The organism is Stutzerimonas kunmingensis, from assembly GCF_014764705.1.
GTDB lineage: Bacteria > Pseudomonadota > Gammaproteobacteria > Pseudomonadales > Pseudomonadaceae > Stutzerimonas.
Genome location: NZ_JACXXG010000021.1, coordinates 1 through 18777, shown reverse-complemented (window position 1 = coordinate 18777; position 18777 = coordinate 1). Strand labels below are relative to the sequence as shown.

Annotated in this window: 23 protein-coding genes and 1 pseudogene; 9 read left to right on the top strand and 15 right to left on the bottom strand. The window is 61.0% G+C overall.

What is annotated here, in order from left to right; genetic code table 11:
• Window position 1: 1 nt before the first annotated feature.
• On the top strand, window positions 2–2272 hold the full coding sequence (locus IEG05_RS15520; RefSeq protein WP_224742850.1) for a PQQ-dependent dehydrogenase, methanol/ethanol family: 2271 nt from the start codon (window positions 2–4) through the stop codon (window positions 2270–2272).
• A gap of 164 nt (window positions 2273–2436) precedes the next feature.
• On the top strand, window positions 2437–3705 hold the full coding sequence (locus IEG05_RS15515) for a carbohydrate porin (protein ID WP_046618877.1): 1269 nt from the start codon (window positions 2437–2439) through the stop codon (window positions 3703–3705).
• Window positions 3706–3760: 55 nt separating this feature from the next.
• On the opposite strand, the gene IEG05_RS15510 is transcribed toward IEG05_RS15515, so the two are convergent.
• Window positions 3761–5080, bottom strand: a complete 1320-nt coding sequence (locus tag IEG05_RS15510) for an NTP/NDP exchange transporter (protein ID WP_046618878.1) — start codon at window positions 5078–5080, stop codon at window positions 3761–3763.
• A gap of 63 nt (window positions 5081–5143) precedes the next feature.
• The gene (locus IEG05_RS15505; RefSeq protein WP_046618892.1) at window positions 5144–6190 is read right to left on the bottom strand and encodes an SDR family oxidoreductase; all 1047 of its coding nucleotides are present in this window, start codon (window positions 6188–6190) and stop codon (window positions 5144–5146) included.
• A 148-nt stretch (window positions 6191–6338) separates the two neighbouring features.
• Between IEG05_RS15505 and IEG05_RS15500 the strand changes: the two genes are divergently transcribed.
• Window positions 6339–7244 carry a LysR family transcriptional regulator gene (locus tag IEG05_RS15500; RefSeq protein ID WP_046618879.1) on the top strand — a complete coding sequence of 302 codons (906 nt, stop codon included), beginning with the start codon at window positions 6339–6341 and terminating at the stop codon, window positions 7242–7244.
• Between the two features lie 11 nt (window positions 7245–7255).
• Here the strand turns inward: IEG05_RS15500 and IEG05_RS15495 are convergent, their stop codons facing one another.
• On the bottom strand, window positions 7256–7843 hold the full coding sequence (locus IEG05_RS15495) for a glutathione S-transferase family protein (protein ID WP_046618880.1): 588 nt from the start codon (window positions 7841–7843) through the stop codon (window positions 7256–7258).
• Window positions 7840–8268, bottom strand: a complete 429-nt coding sequence (locus IEG05_RS15490; RefSeq protein ID WP_046618882.1) for a VOC family protein — start codon at window positions 8266–8268, stop codon at window positions 7840–7842. The genes IEG05_RS15495 and IEG05_RS15490 overlap by 4 nt, the downstream gene beginning before the upstream one ends.
• 113 nt (window positions 8269–8381) lie before the next feature.
• Between IEG05_RS15490 and IEG05_RS15485 the strand changes: the two genes are divergently transcribed.
• Window positions 8382–9278 (top strand): LysR family transcriptional regulator, encoded by an 897-nt coding sequence (locus IEG05_RS15485; RefSeq protein ID WP_046618884.1) that lies wholly within the window; start codon window positions 8382–8384, stop codon window positions 9276–9278.
• A 139-nt stretch (window positions 9279–9417) separates the two neighbouring features.
• Here IEG05_RS15485 and IEG05_RS23495 read toward each other — a convergent pair whose 3' ends face one another.
• From IEG05_RS23495 to IEG05_RS15475, 3 genes are all read right to left on the bottom strand, one after another.
• Window positions 9418–9546 (bottom strand): hypothetical protein, encoded by a 129-nt coding sequence (locus IEG05_RS23495; protein WP_255342263.1) that lies wholly within the window; start codon window positions 9544–9546, stop codon window positions 9418–9420.
• 68 nt (window positions 9547–9614) lie between these two features.
• On the bottom strand, window positions 9615–10277 hold the full coding sequence (locus IEG05_RS15480; RefSeq protein WP_020309260.1) for a hypothetical protein: 663 nt from the start codon (window positions 10275–10277) through the stop codon (window positions 9615–9617).
• 12 nt (window positions 10278–10289) lie between these two features.
• The gene (locus IEG05_RS15475; protein WP_023083080.1) at window positions 10290–11027 is read right to left on the bottom strand and encodes a HupE/UreJ family protein; all 738 of its coding nucleotides are present in this window, start codon (window positions 11025–11027) and stop codon (window positions 10290–10292) included.
• Window positions 11028–11548: 521 nt separating this feature from the next.
• Between IEG05_RS15475 and IEG05_RS15470 the strand changes: the two genes are divergently transcribed.
• Together IEG05_RS15470 and IEG05_RS15465 are read left to right on the top strand one after the other, a co-directional pair.
• Window positions 11549–11836 (top strand): metal-sensing transcriptional repressor, encoded by a 288-nt coding sequence (locus IEG05_RS15470; protein WP_020309258.1) that lies wholly within the window; start codon window positions 11549–11551, stop codon window positions 11834–11836.
• Window positions 11837–11865: 29 nt separating this feature from the next.
• Complete coding sequence (locus tag IEG05_RS15465; protein ID WP_031691223.1) at window positions 11866–12216, top strand: DUF3147 family protein; 351 nt, start codon at window positions 11866–11868, stop codon at window positions 12214–12216.
• A gap of 129 nt (window positions 12217–12345) precedes the next feature.
• On the opposite strand, the pseudogene IEG05_RS23685 reads toward IEG05_RS15465, so the two are convergent.
• Both IEG05_RS23685 and IEG05_RS15460 read right to left on the bottom strand, forming a co-directional pair.
• Window positions 12346–12486 (bottom strand): annotated as a pseudogene (locus IEG05_RS23685) (tetratricopeptide repeat protein); the annotation flags it as partial.
• A 139-nt stretch (window positions 12487–12625) separates the two neighbouring features.
• A complete protein-coding gene (locus IEG05_RS15460) occupies window positions 12626–12904 on the bottom strand; it encodes a hypothetical protein (RefSeq protein ID WP_046622514.1) in 279 nt (92 codons plus the stop codon).
• Window positions 12905–13752: 848 nt separating this feature from the next.
• On the opposite strand from IEG05_RS15460, the gene IEG05_RS15455 reads away from it, so the two are divergent.
• On the top strand, window positions 13753–14367 hold the full coding sequence (locus IEG05_RS15455; RefSeq protein WP_046622512.1) for a recombinase family protein: 615 nt from the start codon (window positions 13753–13755) through the stop codon (window positions 14365–14367).
• Window positions 14368–14419: 52 nt separating this feature from the next.
• Here the strand turns inward: IEG05_RS15455 and merE are convergent, their stop codons facing one another.
• From merE to merT, 6 genes are read right to left on the bottom strand one after another with little or no spacing between them, the layout of a single operon-like run.
• Window positions 14420–14656: a broad-spectrum mercury transporter MerE gene (gene merE, locus IEG05_RS15450; protein WP_001087809.1), complete on the bottom strand. Its 237-nt coding sequence runs from the start codon at window positions 14654–14656 to the stop codon at window positions 14420–14422.
• Window positions 14653–15018: a mercury resistance co-regulator MerD gene (merD, locus tag IEG05_RS15445; protein WP_003465059.1), complete on the bottom strand. Its 366-nt coding sequence runs from the start codon at window positions 15016–15018 to the stop codon at window positions 14653–14655. The genes merE and merD overlap by 4 nt, the downstream gene beginning before the upstream one ends.
• A gap of 16 nt (window positions 15019–15034) precedes the next feature.
• Window positions 15035–16681 (bottom strand): mercury(II) reductase, encoded by a 1647-nt coding sequence (merA, locus tag IEG05_RS15440; protein WP_000136268.1) that lies wholly within the window; start codon window positions 16679–16681, stop codon window positions 15035–15037.
• On the bottom strand, window positions 16678–16923 hold the full coding sequence (merF, locus tag IEG05_RS15435) for a mercury resistance system transport protein MerF (RefSeq protein ID WP_023083081.1): 246 nt from the start codon (window positions 16921–16923) through the stop codon (window positions 16678–16680). The genes merA and merF overlap by 4 nt, the downstream gene beginning before the upstream one ends.
• A gap of 2 nt (window positions 16924–16925) precedes the next feature.
• Window positions 16926–17201 carry a mercury resistance system periplasmic binding protein MerP gene (gene merP, locus IEG05_RS15430; RefSeq protein ID WP_000735441.1) on the bottom strand — a complete coding sequence of 92 codons (276 nt, stop codon included), beginning with the start codon at window positions 17199–17201 and terminating at the stop codon, window positions 16926–16928.
• A gap of 15 nt (window positions 17202–17216) precedes the next feature.
• Complete coding sequence (merT, locus tag IEG05_RS15425; protein WP_001294667.1) at window positions 17217–17567, bottom strand: mercuric ion transporter MerT; 351 nt, start codon at window positions 17565–17567, stop codon at window positions 17217–17219.
• 71 nt (window positions 17568–17638) lie between these two features.
• Here merT and merR point away from each other — a divergent pair, with 71 nt between their 5' ends.
• Both merR and IEG05_RS15415 read left to right on the top strand, forming a co-directional pair.
• Window positions 17639–18073 (top strand): Hg(II)-responsive transcriptional regulator, encoded by a 435-nt coding sequence (gene merR, locus IEG05_RS15420; protein WP_000429838.1) that lies wholly within the window; start codon window positions 17639–17641, stop codon window positions 18071–18073.
• 217 nt (window positions 18074–18290) lie between these two features.
• A partial coding sequence (locus IEG05_RS15415; protein WP_191122351.1) for a recombinase family protein occupies window positions 18291–18777 on the top strand: 487 nt, incomplete at its 3' end.

Genomic DNA, 18777 nt, shown 5'->3' with positions numbered 1-18777 from the left:
CATGTTGCTCGCCATTAAAGCGCGCAGCAGTGGAAGCCGCTTTGCCAATAAAAAAAAATATCAGAAGAGTTCAAGCAGCGGACGCTCGTTTAAGGAATTCCTGAAACGAGAAACAACCCCATACAAGGAAATAATAAAAATGAAATTCAAACAGTCGAGTTTAAGGGTACAGATAATCATGGCAGCCTCGCTTCTTGCGATCACGCCACTGCACGCATCAGACAGAGTCATTACCGACAAGGAACTGTCTGACGAATCGAACACCAGCGATTGGCTGGCTTACGGGCGGACACACTCTGAACAGCGATTCAGCCCGCTCAAAGACATCAATGTAAACAATGTCAGCGGGCTCAAGCCTGAATGGTACGCGCCGCTGCCGGATCGCTCCGATATCGTCGGAACACCTTTGGTCGTCGATGGGGTCATGTACTACGTTGGTGAAATGAACAGAACACGTGCATTCGATGCACGCACGGGCAAGATGCTTTGGGAATATGACTCTCAAGTTTCCAAGGAGATCATCGACAACAACATGAAGAAGGTCTTCTGGAAGCACAGCCGAGGCCTCTCAACATACGGAGACAAGTTATTCATCGCCACATGGGATGGCCGCCTGATTGCAATCAACAGAAAGGACGGCAAGGAAGTCTGGCAGACCCGGACCTTCGATCACGACCAGCCGTTGAATATCACAGGTCATCCGAAGGCTTTCGATGGCAAGGTATTTGTAGGCAATGGCGGAACAGAACTTGGGCCGATGCGCGGTTATGTGACCGCCTATGACACTGAAACGGGCAAACAGGTTTGGCGCTTCTATATCGTCCCTGGCAATCCCGCAGATGGATTCGAAGACGCCGCTCAGGAAATGGCCGCCAAAACCTGGACTGGCCGGTGGTGGGAAAACGGCGGCGGCGGTAATGCTTGGCATGGCTGGACGTACGACGAGAAATACAACCAGCTCATCTTCGGGACAGGCAACGGTGGGCCATGGAATATCAAGGTGCGCAGCCCGGACGGCGGCGACAACCTGTTCCTCTGTTCTGTCGTAACTGTAGATGCGGATACGGGCGAATTCAAATGGCACGTCCAGACTGCACCAGGCGACACCTGGGACTACAACTCGAACATGGACATCGTGCTGGCCGATCTGAAAATCGATGGCAAGGATGTTGATGCGGTACTGCATGCGCCGAAAAACGGCTTTTTCTATACGATCGACCGCTCGAACGGCAAGGTGCTGTCCGCTGAAAAATTCACTGACGCCAACTGGTCAACCAAGTACGACCTGAAAGAGCAGCGCCATATTGTTGCGGACGATGCCAGGTATCCCGATGGCGAGAAGAATATCTATCCGTCGGCATTCGGCGCTCACTCGTGGCATGCAATGTCCTATAACCCCGAGTTGAATCTTGCCTTTATCCCCACCAACCATCTGGGCAACACCTTCAAGGACGACGGCAAGAACACGAAGCCTGGCCACAAGATGGCGAACCACAAACTTTACCTGGGGCTGACCGGTTGGGAACTGACCAAGGACCCACACGAGTCACGCGGTTCCCTACAGGCCTGGGACCCGGTCAGGAACAAGCGTGTGTGGCAAGTAAATCAGAAGAGCCCATGGGGTGGCGGAACCTTGACCACAGCCGGAAACCTGGTTTTCCAGGGCCAGCCTGATGGAATGCTCAAAGCCTACGATGCCCGCACTGGTGATGAACTTTGGTCCTATGACGTAGGCCTCGGTATCTCTGCGCCACCGATTACCTACAAGCTGGATGGCAAGCAGATGGTTTCCCTGCTCGTGGGTCCTGGTGGTGCACTGGCCTCCAACTTCGGCGGCTCCGGTGAACTGGGATTTGAAAGCCACGGCTGGAAATATGGTGTGCACGAACGCCGCATCATGACCTTTTCGCTAGATGGAAAAGCGGTTGTTCCTGAACAGCCTGCACCGCAACTTGCCAAGCCAATTATCGATGAGAAGTTCGAGGTCGACGCCAAAAAGGCCGAGGCAGGCGCGGGTGTCTTTGCGGAGAACCTCTGTGTTGGCTGTCATGGCGCCGGAGCTGTTGCGGGTATGAAAGCACCCGATCTGCGGGAGTCGCCAATCTTGCTCAAAGGCAGTGAAAAGGCGTTCGAGAGTGTTGTGCGTGGTGGCGCGTTACTCGCCAACGGCATGCCCAAATTTCCAGATTTGACAGATGCAGAGCTGGAAAGCATTCGTCACTTCGTTCGTCGGCAAGCGCGCGATGGTGTGAAGTCTGGCGGCGGACATTAGGCCGGCCAGGTCCAATCGCCAACTAAACACTTGAACCAATAACGCCTACATAGCCAGGCGTTACCACTGAGCAGAAACGCACGCGAATACCGTGAATGCCCACACGCATTGCGGCCGACGGTATTCGCTGCACCCCGCACAGTTACATCCGAAGGATCAGAACAATGACAACAAGCCTGCGCTTCGGCAGCGGCCTTCTCGCCGCCTGCCTGTTCACTTCTGCCCACGCGGCCGAATATTCTCCCGATCAGTTCCTCTTCGGCGACTGGAACGGCAGCCGCACCCGCCTGCATGAGGCCGGCGTCGACCTGCAGATCACCTACGTCAACGAACTGGCCTGGAATACCCAGGGCGGCGATGACCACACCGGCACCTACTCCGATCAACTGATGTTCGATGCCGCGCTGGACCTGGAGAAACTGCTCGGCTGGTCCGGCGCCGGTTTCCGCTTCAGCGTGGTCAACCGCAACGGCGAGAACCTCAACGCCGAGGCCGATCTCGGCGTCCTGCTGCAACCCCAGGAAATTTACGGCTACGGCAGCGTCACCCGACTGGTGCAGTTCTATTACCAGCAAGCACTGCTGGACGACCGCCTGCTGATAAAGCTCGGCCGTTTGCCCATGAGCGGCGAGATCTACCCCTTCGCCTGCCCGTTCCAGAACCTCGGCTTCTGCGGCACGGTGCCCGGTTATGTCACACCGAACTGGTTCACCTGGCCGATCAGCCAGTGGGGCGCCACCGCGCGTTACCAGCTGAATCAAGAGTGGTCGCTGCAGACCGCGCTTTATCAGGTCAATCCGCGTTTCACCGAGCGCGAGCAGGGCCTGAATTTCGGCAGCCCGTCAGGGACCACTGGCTACCATGCGGTTGCCGAGCTGGGCTGGACGCCGACCTTCTCCGGCCAACCCGGCGCCTATCGCCTGGGCCTCTGGCGCAATACCGGCGACTTCGAAGACGTCTACCGTGACGCCGCCGGCCGACCGATGGCGCTTTCCGGCGCACCAGCCGCCGAACACGACCAGGCCACCGGCGGCTATCTGATGGCCGAACAGCAGCTCTGGCAGAGCAGCGCGGTGGCCGAACGACGGTTGAAGCTGTTCGCCAACTTCATCCAGTCCGACCCGGACGTGACCTATATCGAGCGCATCTGGCAGGTTGGCGGCATCCTCTCCGCCCCCTTCGCCTCGCGCCCGCATGACGAGCTCGGCCTGGGGCTCGGCCGCCTGGAAATCAACGACGACGCCCGCAAGCACCTGCGCGAACAGGGCGAGCCGGTGCCGGACGTGGAATACCCCGCCGAACTCTACTACCGCGTCGCCCTCACGCCGGCCATCTCGCTGACGCCGAACATCCAGTACTTCCACCGCCCCGGCGGCTTCGACGAGGCGGAGGGCGTGGTGGTCGTAGGGCTGAAGACGGTGGTCAGCTTCTGACCGGCGCATAAAGCGCGGCGACCGGGCGCAAAGCCGGTCGCCGTTTGCGCTTCGCTCAAGCGCCACTCCCTACAGCTCCCCCCACCCGCACCTCAGTGCGCCTGTCCGCCTGCTTGCCGAGCTGCCAGCCGAGATAGCCCCATAGCAGCGCGCAGATTGCGCCGGCCACGGCGACCAGGCCGGCACCCTGACCGAACATGTCCAGTGCAGTCTTCCCCCAACCGCTGACGGCATCACCGGCGCGATAGACGACCGTGTCGATGACGTTCTTCGCCTTGTACTTGCTCTCCGCATCCAGCGGCGCGAAGAGCATTTCGCGGCCGGGCCGGACGAAAGCGTACTCGCCGATCCGGCGCACAATCATCAGCGCCGCGAGCAAAACGAAGCTGGGCATCAGCGCCAGGCCAATGAAGCCGACGCAGACAAGCAGCGGCACGATCGCCAGCAACACGCGCACGCCCAGCGTCTGCGCCAGCCGTCCGGTGATGAACAGCTGAGACAGCAGTGCCCCGGCCTGGACGACCACATCAATTGTGCCGAACACCCGAACCTGCGCCGCCCGATCGGGGAACAGTTCGGCCACCAGACGCGCCTGCTCGAAGTAGAGAAAGGTCGTCACGGTAGCCAGCAGCACCACGAAGCCGGCGATGCCGAGCAGATAAGGCGACTGCAGCACCCGCGTCATCCCGCTGAACGGGTTGCCCGGCACCGGCTTGCGCGTGCTCTCCGCCGGGGTCGCGCCAGGCCGCCCTGCTCCGCCGACTTCACGCCAGCGCATGAGCGAGAACTTGAGTGCCAGCGCCCTGCCCAGCAGCAGCGCGGCGAGCAGCATCAACCCCGCCTCTCCCAGACTGCCGATCAGCAACGCGCTGAGCGCTGGCCCGACCAGCCCGCCGACGCTCGCCCCGGCAGCGATGAAGGCGAATAGCCGCTTGGCCTGGGCGCTGTCGAACACGTCCGCCATAAGGCTCCAGGCCACGGACACGACGAACAGGTTGTACACCGAGATCCACACGTAGAACGCCCGCGCCAGCCAGGGGTTTTCGCCCTGCAGCAGAAACAGCACGGAGAACAGCAGCAGGTTCAAACAGAAGAAGCCGTACACCCAGTCGACGAAATGTAACCGCGGTACGCGCGAGCTGAGCCAGGCGAACAACGGAACGGCCGCCAGCATGACGAAGAAGGTGGTGGTGAACAGCCACTGCAGGTTCTCTACCCCCGCCGCGATGCCCATCGACTCGCGGATCGGGCGCAGCATGAAGTAGCCGGCGAACAGGCAGAAGAACAGCAGGAAGCCACTCAGTGCCGGACGCAGCTCGTGTTCCTCGGCATTAATGGTGGTGCTCAGGCGATGCACAACGGATGGCGTGCTCATGGGCGCGCTCCTGAAAAAGGAAGAGAGGTAACGGGGCGCGAGCGCAAGGCCGCGCCCGAGGGTTCAGGGATAGCGCACGCCGGTCAGGCGTTCCGACAGCTGCCACAGTTCGGCGGCATCGGTCTGGTTCGCGGCGGCGTCGGGAACCCTGGCAAAGCCCAGCGGCCCTCGTTTCTCCTCCTCGCCGGTCGGCCCGTAATAGGCGCCGCCGACCGCTTCTGGCGCGGTCGCGGCATACAGCGTCGGCAGCGCGCCCTGGGCAGCGGAGTGGTACTTGTCGCGGTCCTTGGCCCAGTTGGCGGCGAACTTGCTATCCAGCCCCGGCCCGCGCTCGACCAGTTCGGTGACCGCGACTCCAGGGTGCGCGGCAATGCTGCGAATGCCCCAGCCGGCGGTATCGCTGTGGCGCTGCAACTCCATTGCCCACATCAGCACCGCCAGTTTGGATTGCGCGTAGGTGGCGTAGGGGTCGTAGCCCTGCTCGGCCTGCAGGTCAGCGAAGTTCAGTTGACCTCGACCCGCCGCGATGCTTGACAGGCTGACCACTCGGGCATCGTCGCTTTCCAGCAGCAGCGGCATCAGCAATGCGGTCAGGGCGAACGGGCCCAGGTAGTTGGTCGCCAGCTGCAGCTCGTGGCCATCAGCCGAGGTGCCCCGCTCAGGCGGCGCCATGATCGCGGCATTGTTGATCAGCACGTCCAGACGCGGCAGGCGTTGTTGAAGACGCTCGGCGAGACTGCGCACCGAGGCCAGGTTGGCCAGATCAACAGCCTCGAACTGCACGCGGGCATCCGGAACCTGCTCACGTATCCGCTCGATCGTCTCCTGCCCGCGCTCGGCGTTGCGCGCGGCAATGATGATCTCCGCGCCAGCGCGCGACAGCGCCAGTGCATCCTCGTAACCCATACCGCTGGTGCCGCCGGTGACCAGCACGATGCGGCCGGTCTGAGCCGGCATGTCGTCCAGGCTCCAGTCAGGTTTTGGCGATGGCCGGTTGGCGGCTTCGACGGCCAGCGTCCCAGCCAGCGCCAACCCGGCGATCAGCGTTCTGGCCAGCTTCATCAATGGCCGGGCATGGCTGCCCGGCCCGGTTGCGTTTCTCTGCGCCATGATCGTTTCCTCGTCGTCGTGAAGGGCCTGCCTCAGGCGGAGGCGGCCGACGGACGAAGTATCAGCGTACGAGCACTGGCTGATAATCCAGGCAAACATGGACGGGCTGTTCGCCCAATCGTACAGTCACATCATTCAAGGAGGTCCAATGCGCCAACCCAACCTGAGTGATGTCGCGCTGTTCGCCGCCGTGGTCGAAGCCGGAGGGTTTCGCGCCGCGGCGCAGAAACGCGGCATGTCGGCGTCTTCGCTGAGCGATTGCATACGCCGCCTGGAAAGCGATCTGGGCCTGCGCCTGCTCAACCGCACCACCCGCAGCATCACCCCGACCAGTGCAGGCGAACGCCTGCTGGAACGCTTGCGACCGGCGCTCGAAGAAATCAGCGCCGCGTTCAATGATCTGGACGATGACGCCCACAGGCCGGTCGGCACCCTCAAGCTCAACGTGCCGGTGCCGGTGGCTCGCTTCCTGTTGCCGAACCTGTTGAGCCGCTTCCTCAAGCTCTACCCGGCAGTGAACGTCGAAGTGGTGATGGAGAACACCTTCATCGACGTCATCGCGGCCGGTTACGACGCCGGGGTGCGCTACGAGGAAAGCCTGGCCAAGGACATGATCGCCATCCCCATCGGCCCGCGCCGGCAACGCTTCGTCGCAGCCGCCGCGCCTAGCTACCTCGCCGCCCACGGCACGCCGCGGCACCCATCCGAGCTGACCGAGCACCAGCTGCTCGGCCATCGTTTCGAGAGCGGCAAGGTGGGTATTTTTGAATTCGAGAAGGACGGCCGAACCTTGCGCGTACCGCCACAAGGCCAACTCGTGACCTCCTCCCATGACCTGAAGACCAGCGCGGCAATCAACGGCCTGGGCGTCATCTACACCTTCGAGGACTTCATCCGCGAACCGCTCGCCGATGGCCGCCTGACTCCCATCCTCGAGGACTGGTGGCAGTCCTTCGAAGGCCCCTACCTCTACTACCACGGCCGCCGCCACATGCCCTCGCCGCTCAGGGCCTTCGTCGATTTTCTCAAGGCCGAGGGGCAAGAGCGCACCTGATTCAGCGCAGGTCAGGGCTTGGGCAGATACCCCGGCAACGCTTCCAGCCGCTCCATCCAGCGGGTGACGTGACGGTACGGCGTGAGATCCACGCTCCCTTCCGGCGCCAGCACCACGTAGGGGTAGACCGCGCAATCGGCGATGGTCGGCCGGTCGATCGCCAGCCAGTCGTGGCGCTGCAGATGATCGTCCAGCAGCTTGAGCACCACCGGTGACTTTTCCAGCGCTGCGGCCTTGTCCAGCGGATAGCCGAACTTCTGAACCAGCCGCGCCGCATTCAGGCTCTGCTGGATCTCGTTGGCGGTGAAGGACAGCCACTGCACAATCTCCGCCTGCCCGCGCGGATTGTCCGGCCACCACGCCAGGCCGCCATAAGCGCCGGCGAGGTAGACCAGAATGGCCTGCGAATCGCGGACGATATGCCCGCCATCGTCCAGAACCGGCAACTGCCCCAGCGGATTCAGCTCGGACAGCGGCGGCTTCTTGTGCGCGCCATTGGCGAAATCCACGGCTACCAGTTCAAGGTCGATGTTTGCCAGCGCAGCGAACAGCCGCACCTTGTAGCAGTTGCCGGATGGACCCAGGTCGTACAGTTTCATTGCGCACCTCCTCTGATGAGCTGATTGAATTCCAGAACGTTGCCGTCCGGATCGCGGATAAACAGCGCGATCCGCCGCGGGCCGATGGGATGCGGCCCCTCGGTGATGACGATGCCCTGCGCCTCGAGCCAATGCTGGAGTGCCGCGAGGTCATCGACGATAAACGCCGGATGGGTCATGCCGGGCAGCTTGACCGGCGCATCCAGCAGCACGTTGTGCGCATCAGGCGCACGCGCACCGTTGAAGATCAGGTTGATGCGCACGCCATCCGGGCTGAGCATTTCGTTCGCTTCGAACAGCGGAAAGCTCGCGCTCTCGACGAAGCCCAGCGCCTGGTAAAAGGCCATCGCCCGCGACCGGTCGCTGACACGAATACCGATGTGGTCGTAGGCGAGAATGCGAGCGGGACTGGCTGATTGATTCATATGCGAAACTCCAGGAAATCTCAGTCCCTGAAGTGTCAGCCGCCCTGCGGGTTTCACCTATGCCGCCGGCCTGACAACATCTATGCAGCAATCGCACAAATCCCGGGGTGGCAATGGACAAGCTCAAGGCAATGGCCAACTTCGTTCGCATCGTCGACAACGGCAGCCTGAGCTCGGCCGCCGATGCCACCGGGCAATCCGTGGCGTCGGTGGTGCGCTCGCTGGCCGCGCTGGAACGCCACCTCGGCGTGCGCCTGCTTAACCGCAGCACCCGGCGCATGGCACTGACCGACGAGGGCGCGGAATACCTGGCCTGGAGCCGGCGCATGCTGGCGGACTTCGCCGACATGGAGCAGCGCCTGGAGGCCAGCGACGGCGCCGTCCGCGGCCTGTTGCGCATCACCGCGCCGATTGAGTTCGGCCAGCGTTACGTCGCGCCGTTGGTGAACGAGTTTCTCAAGGAACATGCAGAGATCCGCGTCGAGCTGAACCTGAGCGACCAGATCGTCCCGCTGCTCGACGAACGCCTCGACCTCGCCCTGCGCATCGGCCACCTGCCCGACTCGGCCATGGTCGCCCGGCAGATCGGCAGCACCCGGCTGGTCACCTGCGCCAGCCCCGACTACCTGAGCACCGCCCCCGCCATCGACACCCCGGCGGCACTGGAGGACCACGCCTGCATCCTCTTCGCCGCCCAGGGCCGCCACTGGTACTACCGTCACGGCGAAAAGGAACAGGCCGAAGAAATCACCCCACGCCTGACCTGCAACCAGATCCGGGCTGCCAGCCTGGCCTGCGTGCAAGGCCTGGGCATCACACGGCTGATGCACTATCAGGTCGCCGATGAACTGGCTGATGGTCGTCTGGTAAGAGTGCTCAGGGATTACGAACCGAAGGACTTGCCGATCCAACTGGTCTACCCGCACGCCTTGCAGCTATCGCCAAGGGTGCGGGCATTTGTGGAGTGGGCTTGTCCGAGATTGGAGAGGGGTTTGCCGGGGTTGGGTTAGGGTGGTGACTGGCTGCAATCGGCCAAAAGCAGCCACTTAACAGATCTTAGATATGATGTGGCCGGCGCCTAAAACTTACCAATTGTTACGTGCAAGCGATTAGCGAGTCATTGCACGTAACAAGACAACTTTCCGCCTCTTAGTCGTGAGAATGACCGTGACTTTCGACTTCAGCTTGCGTCTCCGGCTCGCTGCCGCCACATGCCGACAGCAGACCTAGTAAACAAACCAGCAGCAGGGAGCGGCTCAGCGTAATTGAATTCGTCATGATGTATTCCTTCAATATCGATCAGGGATGTAAAAGCCCCGGCGCCCATGACGCTGGGGCTATTTCTCTTAGATAACGCGTTTGACGCTCAGGTACTCACCCTTGGTCTTGAGCGTAATCGTCACGTCACGGTTGCTACGGTTTCGCCAGAACCAGCCGTGGGTGCCGTCGAAAATGGCAGTGAATTCGCCTTTATCACCTTTGACCTGCTTGGCCTTGCTGTAGCTGTGGTAATAGCCCTTCGGGCCGTTATAGGGCTCGCCATGGGTGTCGTGATTGACCGGAACGCCATCGGTTGCCCACTCGTAGCTGACCGTGGCCTTGTCCAGCATCTCCAGCTTAATTTCACTGGCCTCGCCCGGCTTCAGCGTGACAGTCACTTCATCGGACTTCAGGGCGGGCTGCGGCTCTGCTACCGGCTCAGCCACAGTTGCTGCCGCAACTTGCTCCTGAGGCGCCACCTGACTAGACGCGGGGGCTTGTACGACCGGGGCCGCTGCTGGCGGGACAGCTGCATCCGCAGCCGCTTCTTCGGCGAGAATTTCTTTCATTTCACCCATCTGAGTCAGGCCAAGTACACGGCCGACGCCCGTGGGGTCGATGGCATATTCAGAAGGCATCACTACGGTGACCAGTAACGCTGCGGCAACACCCACGGCGATCACAGTGGAGCGCAGCAGCTGGCGGCTGGTTGGCAATTCACACTGGGTTGGAAGCTTGGTATTGAACATGCTGAGAATTCCTTACTGAGAGACGATCAGGCCGGTGAGCTGGTAACCCATCAAGAGGAAACCGGCGCTCATCATGGCGACGTTAGCGGTGTAGGCATGGCGCCAGAAGCTGGCGGTTCGTCGCCAGTAGCCCATGACGATCAAAATGGCGCTCAGCGCCAGTAGCTGGCCAATTTCGACTCCGACGTTGAAGGCGATTAGGTTGGCGACCAGGCCATCCGCGGAGATCTCGTACTCCTGGATTTTGGTTGCCAGGCCGAAGCCATGCAGCAAACCGAAAATCAACGTGGCCGCTTTGGTGTTCGGCTGGTGGCCGAACCAGCGCTGGAAGGCGCCCAGGTTATCCAGGGCCTTGTACACCACCGAGAAACCGATGATGGCGTCGATCACATAGGAGCTGATGGTGATTTCCGCCAATACACCGAGCAGCAGCGTCACGGTGTGGCCCACGGCGAACAGGGTGACGTAGAGCCCCACGTCTTTCAGGCGGTAGAGAAAGAAGATCACCCCAAAGAGAAACAACAGATGGTCGTAGCCGGTGATCATGTGCTTGGCGCCCATGTAGATGAACGGCAGCACCATCACCCCGGAGCTTTCCTGGATAAAGCCCTTGTCGCCCTCGGCAACAGCGTGGGCCAGCGCGTCAGGCATGCCGAGAAATAGCAATGCGGTGAACAAGAGCAGCAGTATTAGCGAGCGGTTTGGGCGCGCGGAAAATGCGCCCATATCGCACATGGATAGCGAATGCATAGTTGAGTCCTACGTGACAGTGGTATTGGCCGCATAGCGGCCGTTGTCAGAGTGCGAATCTTGGGCGTGGTGGCCGCTCGATCAGGAAGATCGGACTGGGAGGGATGACGTAGCGCGTGGCTTCTATCGGCTGCGGACGCTCTGGCAGCGTACTGACGGTGAGAAGCGTACTCAGGTATGGCGTTTCGTGCACGTGGTCGGCGGTAAGCGTGGAGTGGTAGTGATCCGCGCATCTGGCACAGACCGAAATACCCGTGCTTTGGGAATGAGCATGAGCATGGTCCCCGCCGTTCCACCCACCTTGGCTCACCCCAGGGCCAAGTGCGGCGCTATGCCCGGCCCATGCCATTAGCATGACGAGGGCAAGGACAAACGTTAACTGAGCGCTGACCGGTTTACTGAGCATGATGTGTCTTCGATTGCAGATTCGGCTGGCCGCCCGACGACAACGGCCGGTTTGCCATATCCCCCCCGGGGGGATAGGATCGAAGCGTAAGTCATCGAGGCATGGGACTCAAGGCATGAGCGATCAAGAACACGCCCATCAGCACCAAAGTCATAGCGATATCATCAAAAGGTTGAAGCGTGCCGAAGGCCACCTGCGCAGCATTGTCGGCATGATCGAGACCGGTCGCCCCTGCGTGGACCTTGCCCAGCAGCTACACGCAGTAGAAAAAGCGATCTGTCAGGCCAAGCGCACTTTGATCCAGGACCACATCGATCACTGTCTGGAGCATGCGCTCGCGGCCGCTGAACAGGGGGACATCACCGCGCTGAGCAACTTCAAACAGATCACCAAGTACCTCTGATCTTCTTTCGCAGCACCGCGGAGCGCGTCATGACCTGGATAGTGACAAAGTACCTGATCACTGCATTGATGGTGGTCTTGGTATCTGAAGCGGCCAAGCATGGCGACCGTATTGGCGGTATCGTCGCCGCCCTGCCCATAGTTACGGCGCTGACCTTGATCTGGCTGCACATCGAGCATCAGCCGGGACAGAAGATCGCCAACCATGCCTGGTACACCTTCTGGTATGTGATCCCCACGCTACCGGCGCTGTTGATGTTCCCGCTCCTAATGTCTCGCTTCGGCTTCTGGCTCGCACTGGCGGGTTACGCATTTGCAACGTGCCTATGTTTCGTCCTGTTTGCTCTAGCAATGCGCCGCTTCGGCATCGAATTGCTGTGATGGGCAGCCATCCTTGCCCAGCAGGCTCACCGCATAGCTTGGATCGCCTCATGCCACATGAGATGCCCGCCCTCTCAGGATAAGACTTTGACCGACCGCTTTTGGCCGATTCTGTTGAAAAAGGTAGTTCTATCCGCGAATCAGGATCGCCCCCGAAGGCACCTGCCATTCCAACTTACGGCAACTGCCTGGCGGCGGTTGCTGTCCTGCTGGCCGGTCTGGATACCAGATGCGGCATTCGCCTGGAGGGGGGAGGTGGCCGGCCGGTACGTCATGCTCATGATGGGCGCGCGGATCATAGCTGTCGTATCCATAAGCCACACAACCAGCACACAGCAAGAGACCGAAGCTGGCCGAAATCAGGCGAGTGACACGGTAAAGAGCACTTCGGTCAAAGCGCTCAATTGGATTATTCACGGTAGGCCTTATCCCGCTCTCGATAGAATTCTGCCCTGCGTTTGTCATCTTCTCGCTCCATTTCCTCGAAATTTTTGCGCTCTTCCCGATCCATTTCTTCATGGAACTTCCCGTGTTCCTTGTACGCCTCCAGCTCTGCCTTTTCCATTTCCCTCTGGTGTTCCCAGTAGCGCTTATCCGCCTCCCGAAACTCCTTGTCAGGGTCATCAGCGAAAGTGCTCCCGGTGGTGACGCAGAATAAGGCGAGCCCAAGAACAGAAGCTTTGTACATGGTAACCGTGCCTCCAATAGGTATAGCCGCAAGCCGCGCATTTAGCGGCTTTCAGTAGACCGCCCGGTTTATTGCGCCATCTCATCGGGCGGACTCATCACCGGGGATCGGGCGCGCCAACCCGACTTCCTGAGGCCGTATCTGAAAGCGGCGCTCGCGACGGTTGGGCTGAACCATCCACAGTTCTTTACGGTTGAGGGGACTGCTGGGGGAGACGTCGAGTTGGCAGGCGCACGTGCAAGGGCCGAGGAGCATGTAATGGAATTTTTCTCCGCACGGTCCTCGGGTCAAGCAAATTCAGACCCTCAGTCATTTAGTGTGATTGATGGGATACAAAGCCGATTTAGATGAGGAGTGGTTAGAGCCCGTAGGGCTCTTGCCGCTCGGCGTCGAACGTACCTCTACAAGCCATAATTAATCGCAGCGGCGAGCAGCGTCTGTATGGAACGCAGGTGGGAGCTTTGGTTTGCCCACGACCATTAAACAAATCTGTCGCCTTTTGGGTCTTGTGCCCAGAGGTTTTTCAATGACGGACGACGTAGCCCGCAAAGCACGGCTACCTCTGGCCACTGAAGTTGTACATCCCATAACGGCTTGAAGACCCATCCATCCGGAACGTATCGACTCACCTTCCGCTTTAGGGGTTGTACGCCGGAATCCCAGAAATTTCCGTCAGCCCAGCTCCAGTCCCGCCACGAGCGCATCCAGGTCGATGAACTTGCCGTCAGTCTGGAAGGTGTAATGCCCGTTCAGCAGGATGTGCCGCCAGGCCGCTGGCGACATCTGCGTGATCAAGGGGTTTGGGGAGCAATGGAACCAAAAACCAACGTATATGTGACAGGTACGACATGCTGATAGGCTACATGCGGGTATCGAAGGCGGACGGCTCCCAGGCTACCGATTTGCAGCGCGACGCGCTGATTGCCGCCGGGGTCGATCCAGTACATCTTTACGAGGACCAGGCATCCGGCATGCGCAAGGATCGGCCCGGCTTGACGAGCTGCCTGAAGGCGTTGCGAACTGGCGACACACTGGTCGTGTGGAAACTGGATCGGCTCGGACGCGACCTGCGACATCTCATCAACACCGTGCACGACCTGACTGGGCGCGGCATCGGCTTGAAGGTATTAACCGGGCACGGCGCGGCCATCGACACCACGACCGCCGCCGGCAAGCTGGTCTTTGGCATCTTCGCCGCCCTGGCCGAGTTCGAGCGCGAGTTGATCGCGGAGCGCACGATTGCCGGCCTAGCCTCGGCCCGCGCGCGCGGGCGGAAAGGCGGCCGGCCGTTCAAGATGACCGCCGCCAAGCTGCGGCTGGCGATGGCGGCAATGGGTCAGCCAGAGACCAAGGTCGGCGACCTGTGCCAGGAACTTGGCGTCACGCGGCAGACCCTGTATCGGCATGTTTCACCCAAGGGTGAGCTACGTCCAGATGGCGAGAAGCTACTCAGCCGAATTTGATGCCGGCATGAGGCAACGTAGCGACAGCGTGGTTTGTCTCAATGGGAAGCGCTCATGATCGATCTTTGAAGGCCCGCAGCAGTCGTGTCACAGACAGGACGAACAAACCGGTCAGCGTGAGGGCTGCGATACCCCAGTACTCTCCGATGAACGCGCCGGCCGTCGTGCCGGCCAGCACAATGGCGAGAATCGGCAAATGGCAGGGACAGGTGAGCACGGCCAGCGCGCCCCACAGGTAGCCGGTGATCGGTTTGTGCGTCTCGGACGGCAAGCGCTCGGGGCTGTTCATGGCAGACTCTCCGCGTGCTGTGCCGGCTCGGTCGGCATGGTGGCCAACTGCACCTCCAGATCGGCCAACGCTTCGCGCCGACGCTCGACGAACTGGCGCAGAACGGCAAGCTGCGCGGCCGCTTCATCGCCGTCCGCAGCATCCAGCGCCCGGCACAGCCGCGCCAGCGCGTCCAGGCCGATGCCCGCCTCGAAGGCCGCCCGCACGAAGCACAGCCGTTGCAAGGCGGCATCATCGAACAGGCCATAGCCGCCCGGGGTGCACGCCACCGGACGCAGCAATCCGCGCAGCAGGTAGTCGCGCACGATATGCACGCTCACCCCGGCATCAAGGGCCAGCCGGGACACGGTGTAGGCGCTCATTGAAAACCTCCTTTTTTTATCCAGCGCAGCAGGAAAGCTGCTTCACGTCCTTGTTGAAGGTCTGCGCCGCAAGCTTCAACCCCTCGACCATTGTCAGGTAGGGGAACAACTGGTCGGCCAGTTCCTGCACCGTCATGCGGTTGCGGATGGCGAGCACCGCCGTCTGGATCAGTTCGCCCGCTTCCGGGGCCACCGCCTGCACGCCGATGAGCCGTCCGCTACCTTCCTCGATGACCAGCTTGATGAAGCCGCGTGTGTCGAAGTTGGCAAGCGCTCGCGGAACGTTGTCGAGTGTCAGCGTGCGACTGTCGGTCTCGATGCCATCGTGGTGCGCTTCCGCCTCGCTGTAGCCCACGGTGGCGACTTGCGGGTCGGTGAACACCACTGCCGGCATCGCGGTCAGATTGAGGGCTGCGTCGCCGCCGGTCATGTTGATCGCGGCACGGGTGCCGGCGGCCGCTGCCACGTAGACGAACTGCGGCTGGTCGGTGCAGTCGCCGGCCGCGTAGATGTTCGGGTTGCTCGTGCGCATGCCTTGGTCGATAACGATGGCCCCTTGCGCATTGACAGTGACCCCCGCCGCGTCCAGCGCGAGGCTGCGCGTATTCGGTGCCCGACCGGTGGCAACCAGCAACTTGTCAGCGCGCAATTCACCGTGTCCGGTGGTCAGCACGAATTCGCCGTTCACATGGGCGACCTGGCTGGCTTGCGTGTGCTCCAGCACCTCGATGCCCTCGGCGCGGAAAGCGGCTGTCACGGCCTCGCCGATGGCCGGGTCTTCCCGGAAGAACAAGGTGCTGCGTGCCAGGATCGTGACCTGGCTGCCGAGCCGGGCAAAGGCTTGCGCCAGTTCCAACGCCACCACCGACGAACCGATCACGGCCAGGCGTGCGGGAATGGTGTCGCTGACAAGCGCTTCGGTGGAAGTCCAGTAGGGTGACTCTTTCAGGCCCGGAATCGGCGGCACGGCCGGACTGGCACCGGTGGCGACCAGGCAGCGGTCGAACGTTACCTCGCGCTCGCCACCCTCGTTCAAACGGACGACCAGGCTCTGGTCGTCCTTGAAACGCGCTTCACCGTGCAAAACGGTGATGGCTGGATTGCCGTCCAGGATGCCTTCGTATTTGGCGTGCCGCAGTTCATCGACACGGGCCTGCTGCTGGGCCAGCAGTTTGCTGCGGTCAATCGCAGGCACAGTTGCCGCAATACCGCCGTCGAACGGACTTTCCCGGCGCAGATGGGCAATATGGGCAGCGCGGATCATGATCTTGGACGGCACACAGCCGATATTGACGCAGGTGCCGCCGATGGTGCCGCGTTCGATCAGCGTGACCGTCGCGCCTTGCTCGACGGCCTTCAGCGCCGCCGCCATCGCGGCCCCGCCGCTGCCAATGATGGCGATATGCAAACCGGCGCCCTCAAGTGCATCACGGATTTTTGGTTCATCTTTGAAATCACCAACCCGGATCGAGCCTTGATAACCCAATGCGGCGATGGCGGCCAGCAGTTGGTTGTGGCTCACGGCGGTGTCTGCCATGACTTGCGCGCGGCTTTCTGGATAGGACACCACAGCGGCATTCACGCCGGGAATCTTTTCCAAAGCATCTTTGACATGGGTGGCGCAGGATGTGCAGGTCATGCCATTCACGGTGATTTCGGTCATTTTTTTACTCCATTGAATTTCGGGGTGCAGCAGGCATCGGCTTGGCGTTTTCGTTGGATGGCGTAGATGGTCAAGCCGATGAAAATCGCCAGCGCAGGCAGCAGCACATAGTCCAGATAGCCGGTCAGCGCGGACAAGCTGACCACACCGAGCAAAATGACCAAAACAGGGGTGAAGCAACACAGCGCCACGAGGGTTGTGCCAATGATGCTGACCCGCAGCAGTGTCTTCGGGTCTTTCATGATCAGTTCTTGACTGATGATGGGTAGCCCGCATCCTCGGTAGCCTTGGTCAGTTTCTGCACGCTGGTCTTGGCATCATCGAAGGTGACCACCGCTTCGCGCGTCTCGAAGGTCACGTCAACTTTACTGACGCCATCGACCTTGGAAATCGCCTTCTTGACAGTGATCGGACAGGCCGAGCAGGTCATGCCCGGTACGGACAGCGTAACGGTCTGGGTGGCGGCCCACACGGGGGCAACAACGGCAGCGAGGGCAAGGGCGGAAAGCAGCTTTTTCATGGTGAACTCCTGTGATCAATAGAAAAATGGCACGACGTAGGGAAATCCGAGCGCGACCAAAACCAGCACGGCCACGCCCCAGAAAATGAGCTTGTAAGTAGCTCGCACTTGGGGAATCGCGCAAACCTCACCCGGTTTGCAGGCGGCTGACGGCCGGTAGATGCGCCGCCAGGCGAAGAACAACGCCACCAGCGCCACGCCGATAAAGATGGGGCGATAGGGTTCCAACACCGTCAAGTTGCCGATCCAAGCGCCGCTGAACCCCAAGGCGATCAGAACCAGCGGCCCGAGGCAGCAAGCCGAGGCGAGGATGGCGGCCAGCCCGCCAGTGAAGAGCGCGCCGCGCCCGTTTTGAGGTTCAGACATACGTTTGTCCTTTCGAATCTGAATTGGATAGCTTAAGCTTACTTCCGTAGTTATGTACGGAGTCAAGCGATATGGAAAACAATTTGGAGAACCTGACCATTGGCGTTTTCGCCAGGACGGCCGGGGTCAATGTGGAGACCATCCGGTTCTATCAGCGCAAGGGCTTGCTCCCGGAACCGGACAAGCCTTACGGCAGCATTCGCCGCTATGGCGAGACGGATGTAACGCGGGTGCGCTTCGTGAAATCAGCCCAGCGGTTGGGCTTCAGCCTGGATGAGATCGCCGAGCTGCTGCGGCTGGAGGATGGCACCCATTGCGAGGAAGCCAGCAGCCTGGCCGAGCACAAGCTCAAGGACGTGCGCGAGAGGATGGCTGACCTGGCGCGCATGGAGGCCGTGCTGTCTGATTTGGTGTGCGCCTGCCATGCGCGGAAGGGGAACGTTTCCTGCCCGCTGATTGCGTCACTGCAAGGGAAGAAAGAACCGCGCAGTGCGGACGCGGTGTAGCCCGAGGGAACTACGCCTTAGCGTGCTTTATTTTCCGTTTTCTGAGGCGACTCCAACGTCAGAAAAGACCGTGCGGTCGACTTTTGATATTTCGTGCTGTCGCCTTCTGAAAGTGACAGGCTCGGTTCGTTAAGCTCCCCACGCTACGGTTCAAATAACTGGTACGCTTTATCAAAGTTCAACTATTACTAACGTAGTCGAGTAAACGGTACTTTTGATGAAGATCGGTTATGCGCGAGTGAGCACTCGGGATCAGAAAGCCGACCTACAAGTCGATGCCCTGAAACAGGCCGGGTGCGAACGCATCTACCAAGACATCGCCAGCGGCGCGAAAAGCGCCCGTCCGGAACTGGACAAACTGCTGGCCAACGTGCGTCCGGGTGATGCCGTGGTGATCTGGAAACTGGATCGCCTCGGGCGCTCGCTCAAGCACCTGGTCGAGCTGGTCGGCGAGCTGGCAGAGCGTAAGGTCGGCTTGCAGAGCCTGAATGACCCCATCGACACCACCCATGCCCAAGGCCGCCTGGTGTTCAACCTGTTCGCCTCGCTGGCCGAGTTCGAGCGCGAGCTGATCCGCGAGCGGACTCAGGCGGGCCTGTCGGCCGCACGGTCGCGGGGCCGGATCGGTGGCCGTCCCAAGGGTCTGCCCGCCAAGGCCGAGGCCACCGCCATGGCGGCGCAAACGCTGTACCGCGAGGGTCGCC